This is a genomic window from Leptospira sanjuanensis (assembly GCF_022267375.1).
GTDB classification, from domain to species: Bacteria; Spirochaetota; Leptospiria; order Leptospirales; family Leptospiraceae; genus Leptospira; species Leptospira sanjuanensis.
Genome location: NZ_JAIZBH010000001.1, coordinates 2,826,501 through 2,832,500, shown reverse-complemented (window position 1 = coordinate 2,832,500; position 6,000 = coordinate 2,826,501). Strand labels below are relative to the sequence as shown.

General features: G+C 47.5%; 3 protein-coding genes (1 of these 3 cut by a window edge). All 3 read left to right on the top strand.

Annotated elements, in window-relative coordinates; genetic code table 11:
• Tightly spaced (at most 6 nt apart), the 3 genes in view from LFX17_RS12685 to LFX17_RS12675 form a layout consistent with a single transcriptional unit that may run on beyond the window.
• Positions 1-2,130: the 3' portion of a midas domain-containing protein gene (locus LFX17_RS12685; protein WP_238746973.1), read on the top strand. Its footprint begins 999 nt before the window's first position; only the last 2,130 of its 3,129 coding nucleotides appear in the window; its start codon lies off the left edge, out of view; it ends in the stop codon at positions 2,128-2,130.
• Positions 2,131-2,133: 3 nt separating this feature from the next.
• Positions 2,134-4,386 carry a GAF domain-containing protein gene (locus LFX17_RS12680; protein ID WP_238746972.1) on the top strand — a complete coding sequence of 751 codons (2,253 nt, stop codon included), beginning with the start codon at positions 2,134-2,136 and terminating at the stop codon, positions 4,384-4,386.
• 6 nt (positions 4,387-4,392) lie between these two features.
• Positions 4,393-5,814, top strand: a complete 1,422-nt coding sequence (locus LFX17_RS12675) for an MBOAT family O-acyltransferase (RefSeq protein ID WP_238746971.1) — start codon at positions 4,393-4,395, stop codon at positions 5,812-5,814.
• Positions 5,815-6,000: the final 186 nt, after the last annotated feature.

The window sequence follows — 6,000 nt, the reverse complement described above, 5'->3', positions numbered from 1 at the left end:
ACCGACGATATCCATGAGGAAGAGATCGGAGTTCCGTCCTTATCGGACGAAACCGGATTCGACTTTGCGTCGGCGGATTCTCTCGGATCGGAAGAAGACGAAGGTCCGATCGCATTGTCGGAAGACGAATTGGGCAATTTGCTCGCGGACAACGTGGAAGAAGAGGGTGTGGGAACTCCTTCATCCACGATGGATTCTTTCGGTGATCTGGATATTTCCGACGAGGTTCCGACCGAAACTTCTTCCTTTGATTTTGAGCCGGAATCGGGTTCTCTTCTCGACGGAGGCGAAGCCGAAGCGGAAGAACCGATCGCACTTTCCACCGACGAACTCGATCACATTCTAACCGACGATGCGAAACCGGAAACATTAGACGAAATCTCTTCATCCATGATGGAAGAATCCGGATTCGATTTTGCTTCGGACGATTCTCTTGCTTCTTCTTTGGACGAAGAGGACAACGAACCGATCGCGCTTTCCGAAGAAGAACTCGGAAATCTTTTGTCGGATGAAACTTCTTTGGCAAACGAAGAACCTTCCACCGACGGTTTCGGCGATCTTCTGCACGATGACGGATCTCTTCCCGAAGATACGGGCTCCCTATTTTCGGAAGACGATACGTTCTCTCTTCCCGTAGAACAGGATTTAGGCGGACCGGACGAATTCGGATTAACGCAAGAAGGAGAAACGATCCCCGATCATTCCGACTTCTCCTTTGAACCGACCGATTCGGTCCTTGCGCTGGAAGAAGACGACGAAGGCGAACCGATCGCACTTTCGGAAGAAGAACTCGGAAACCTTCTTTCTTCCGACGTGGAAGAGGAGGCCGGAGTTCCGTCCACTTTGGAAGAATCCGGTTTCGATTTTGAAACACCCGATTCCTCCGGAGAAGAAGACGATCTCATTTCATTGCCCGTTTCCGAATTGGACGGAATCGGTCAGGCGTCAATGGAAACGAGCGCGTCGTTGGACGACGATGCACTTTCTTTCGACGACTTTGAACTTCCTACAAACGATCTCGATTCATTGGAAACGGAAACCCCTGCGGATTCCTTTATCGAGGACGCGGAAGATAACGAACCGATTGCCCTCTCCGACGAGGAACTGGGCAATTTACTTGCGGACAACGTGGAAGAAGAGGGTGTGGGAACTCCTTCATCCACGATGGATTCTTTCGGTGATCTGGATATTTCCGACGAGGTTCCGACCGAAACTTCTTCCTTTGATTTTGAGCCGGAATCGGGTTCTCTTCTCGACGGAGGCGAAGCCGAAGCGGAAGAACCGATCGCACTTTCCACCGACGAACTCGATCACATTCTCACCGACAATGCCGAAGCTACTACAACGGAAGAATTCCCCGGAGCGGATAGCGAAATCGACTGGGACGCTCCTCTTGCCGAAACTACCGACTCGGATCTGGAAGCGGAAGAGCCGATTGCTCTTTCCACCGACGAACTCGATCACATTCTCACCGACAATGCCGAAGCTACTGCAACGGAAGAATTCCCCGGAGCGGATAGCGAAATCGATTGGGATGCTCCTTTGTCGGAACAAGAAGAAGTTCCGTTGGAAGACGAGGAACCGATCGCACTTTCCACCGATGAACTCGATCATATTCTTACTTCCGAAGAACCGACGGAAGAGGACGAGGGGCCGATCGCGTTGTCCGAAGACGAACTCGGAAATCTTCTTTCGGACGTTCAAACTCCGGAAGAGGATGGCGAGGACTTAAACGAAATTCTCGGAGAACTTCCTGTCGCTTCCGATTTGGATGCGTTCGAGTCTATGGACGAAGACGTATCCGCATTACAGCCGTTAAACGGTGAATCAGGAATCGTACCCACAGCAGAAACCGTTCAAGACGAAGAGATGGTCATCGTTCTCGATGAATACGCGGACGAGGAAGAACTTTCCCCTCTCGAAGAGCTGCGTAAAACTCCGGAAGAACCCGCCGCACCGGCCGCTCCTTCCGCCGGAGGAGAAGCCGTTCCTTCCAAAGACGAGATGAAACGGATCATGACGTATCTGGACGAACTTCTCGGAAATCTTCCGGACGATTTGATCCGCGAGTTCTCCCAGTCCGATTATTTCGAACTTTATAAAAAACTGATGAAGCAGATTGGTGTATGATCGATGGGTTTGCTCGAGAGGGTCAGTAAGTTAGTCAAATCCGATTCCTCCGGCGCGTCCTCGTCTAAAAGCCAAGAATTAGGCGAAAAAAAATCCCTTTTAAAAAAATCGGAATCCTTTCGCACCAAAAAAAGTTTTCTTCAAAGAGCTTTGGGAATGCGGAGTGAGACGTTAGACGAAACGTCCGACATCTCCGAGCCGCAAGCTTCCACCGCGACCTTGCCTCCTCCGTCCGAGGATTTCTCACATCCGCCGATCGAAACCGCTGGTTCGGATTTTGAATCCGACTTTGGGGCCCCGTCCGAATCCGATCTTTCCGAACCGGACGGAGATGATTTTCAAGCGGACTTTCCCGATTCTTCCTTTGATAACGATTTGCCTTCGGCCGTTTCGGAGGAGAATGAAACCGATTTCTTGGAACTTCCGCCGGAACTTTCCGAACCGGAAGGAACTCATACCGAAGAGCTGACGGAAGATCCGTTTAACGCGCCGCAGGCGGAGACGTCCGACTCGGACGATTTCAGTTTGGACGAACTTTTCGGAGAGGAAACTGCCCCGGAAACGACTTCGCTTAACAAAAAAGAGGACGAACTTCCGTCTTTCGAAAACGAAGAGGACGAATCCAATTTTGATCTCGAGGAAAAAGATCCTTTCGGAGATTGGGTTAAGGAAGCCGAGCAGGAAGCGAATCGGACTCCCGCTAAAAAGGACACAAAGGCAGCTTCGGGAGAGGAGGGCGAATTTTTATTCGACGACGATTCCAACTTCTCCACTTCTCCGATCGATCTGCAGATCGCTTCCAGAAAAAAATTGGATAACTATATTTCCGTCTTCGAAATCAGTAAAGAGATCGGCGCTTCCACCGACTTTGCGAACTTCTTCGAGAATCTTCTCTTTTCGGTCATGGGACAAATCGGAAGCGAGTCGATCGGAATTTTCTCCTCGAAAAACGGGAATCAGGAATTCTTCCGTTTGGAAGATTATCAAGGCGAGAACTTCAATCAGGAATGGACGATCTCTTCCGAAGAGGAAATCTATCATGCGGTAAAAAACGCCGGTTCCGTTTTGTACGCGAAGGAACTTTTAAAACCCGCGCTTCCCGCAAAAGAAAGAGAAATCATCCAGCAATCCGAAGCGGAACTTTTGGTTCCGATCCGTTATCTCGACGATTTTTTCGGGATTATGATTCTGAGCAAAACGATCAGCGGAGAGGATTATACGATCGAGGATCTCGAGTTCCTGAAGATCATCGGAGAAATCGCAGGTTCCGTTTATAGAAGAATCTACGATACGGAACAACTCCATCAGGAAAACCAAAGCCTGAAGGAAGTAATTCGCACCAACGAACTGATCATTTCGCTTGCGCGCGATTACGCTTCCGTTCGAAGCATGGACGAGGCGTATGATAAACTGATCGCAACCTTTAAGGAAGAATTGAAGGTAAGACGCGCGACCTTTATGATTTTGGACGGACATACGAAGAACGAGTTTCGAGTGTTCGCTTCCAACCTGTTGACACCCGAACACGTCGGCAATTTTACGCTTCCTCTGGAAAGTTCCATCGTAGGAATCGTTTCCAATATTCCCGGCGTCTTTCGGATCGAAAACTTCCGAAAACATCCCGAGTTGATGCAGAAGTTATCCAACGACGAACTCGGTCTCATGTCCGATTTTATCGTGATTCCATTTATCAACTTACACTGGTTAGTCGGAATGCTGATCGTTCATGAAACGGACGTTCCTTGGACCGATACGGATCGGGAGACCGCAGTAGGAATTTCGGAAGTGCTCGCTCCGGTTTTTTCCAATCTTCTCCTCATCGAGGAAAGAGATTCCGTATTCAAAGATCCGTTTAGTCCGGTAGAGGAACGAATCCAGGAAATGATTCTCAAGGCGGCAAGACTGGCCAGCTCCTTTAGTTTGACCGTATTCAAAGTTCAGAATGTATCGCGCATGGTAAAACTCAAAGGCTCCGGTTTTTTCGCTTCTTACAGCGAAGAATTGCGCAAGGCGATCCAGGAGAATCTTTCCGAAGCCGATTATAACTATAGAATCGGTCAGGGAAAATTCGCGGTGATTCTAGACGGCAAGGACCGCGAAGAAACGCAGATTCTGATCCGAAAGATCAAAAACAAACTCAACGATACGGACCGCAAGTCTAAAGATTTTCAAACTTCCGTGATTCAACACACTCTTTGTTATCCCGCCGACACGAAAGAAAAGGAGCGAATTCTCGAACTCCTCGAAGAATCCTGATAGAGAATGCTCTTCAATTCTCTAAATTTTCTCGTATTTTTTATAGTATTCTACGTTCTTTATCTGCGCTTGGGAACGCTCGGACAAAACCGTCTTTTGTTTTTCGGAGGATTGTTCTTTTACGGTTTCTGGAAACCGGAAATGGTCTTTCTTCTTTTGTTCTGCATCGCGTTTAACTTTGCGGGCGGAATCCGTTTGGGCAAAGCGGAGGGAGTAGACAAACGAAGATGGTTCGTGTTTTTGATCGTTCTCAATTTGGGGATTCTGATCTTCTTTAAGTATATTCTATTTTTATTAAATATCTGGAACGATACTTTGGGTGTTCTGTCTCCGAATGCCGCGGTGAAGATTCCGGAAATTCTTCTGCCGGTCGGAATTTCGTTTTATACGTTCCACAATATCAGTTATCTTTCGGATATAAACACCGGAAAAATTCTGCCTTGCGCGAATTTTATCCGTTTCGGAGTGTATGATCTCTTTTTTCCTTTGCTTCTTGCAGGTCCGATCGAACGACCGGACTCTCTCTTGCCTCAGATCGAAAAGGAACGAACGGTTACGAGCGAAGGATTTTTGTCCGGAGCGATTCTTTTCTTATGGGGAATCTTTAAGAAGGTTTTTATCGGAGATCATCTTCTTCTTTTTACGGGAAGAGCGATGGAACCGGGAATGAATCTGGAGCCGGGTATGATTTTCTGGATCGCGTTCTGTTTTGCCTTTCAGGTTTATGCGGACTTTAGCGGTTATACGGACGCGGCGAGAGGGCTTGCCAAGGCTCTAGGTTTTCATCTTTCCCTCAATTTTAATTTTCCGTTTATCTCTTCGAGTCCGTCCGAGTTTTGGAAACGCTGGCATATTTCCTTGTCCACATGGCTCCGCGATTATCTTTACATTCCGCTCGGGGGAAACCGCGTTTCCCTTTCGAGACAGAACGTCAATCTGATGATCGTGTGGGTTTTGGGCGGTCTTTGGCACGGGGCGACATACGGATATTTCGTCTGGGGTTGTTATTGCGGATTGCAGGTGGTCGGTTATAATCTCTTTCAGAAATACGTTCTTAAATTCGTTTCCTCGAATATTCGAATTTTGGAATTGGTTTTGAAGGTCGGAGGGGCTTTGCTCACCTTCTGGATGTTCGCTTTGGGTCTGCTTTTGTTTCAGGTTCGATCTCCGGGAGAACTTTGGATTTTTGTTTTGAATGCTTCGGCGGGATTTTATTGGAATGGGATTTTTGCGGGGAAGCTGCTTTTTCTTTTGCTTCCGTTGATTGTCGTGGAGCCTTGGATGATCTTTTCTGGCGGAACGGATTCCTTTTTGGATCGGATCGTGAATAAACCGAGTCGATGGATTCCTTTGTCCTTCGGGATAACCGTGTTGTTTTTTCTCTTCGGAGTATTTGAGAAAAAGGAATTCTTTTACTTTCAATTTTAGAAAGAAGTATGTGCGGAGCCAATTCGTATGTTTGGCAAGGATAAATTAAAAGTTGTTCCGACAAACCGTCGAAATTAAAATGCTTGTGATCCATGCGAAATAATCCGCGTGACTCTTTTTCGAACTCGGATACGTTTCAAATTTTATGGGAAAGGTCCCTCGAGAAAAGTTTATAGGATCGTTTGC

Excerpts from the sequence above, each read along its gene's own strand:
- LFX17_RS12675 (WP_238746971.1), top strand. The coding sequence starts at position 4,393 with ATGCTCTTCAATTCTCTAAATTTTCTCGTATTTTTTATAGTATTCTAC.
- LFX17_RS12680 (WP_238746972.1), top strand. The coding sequence starts at position 2,134 with ATGGGTTTGCTCGAGAGGGTCAGTAAGTTAGTCAAATCCGATTCCTCC.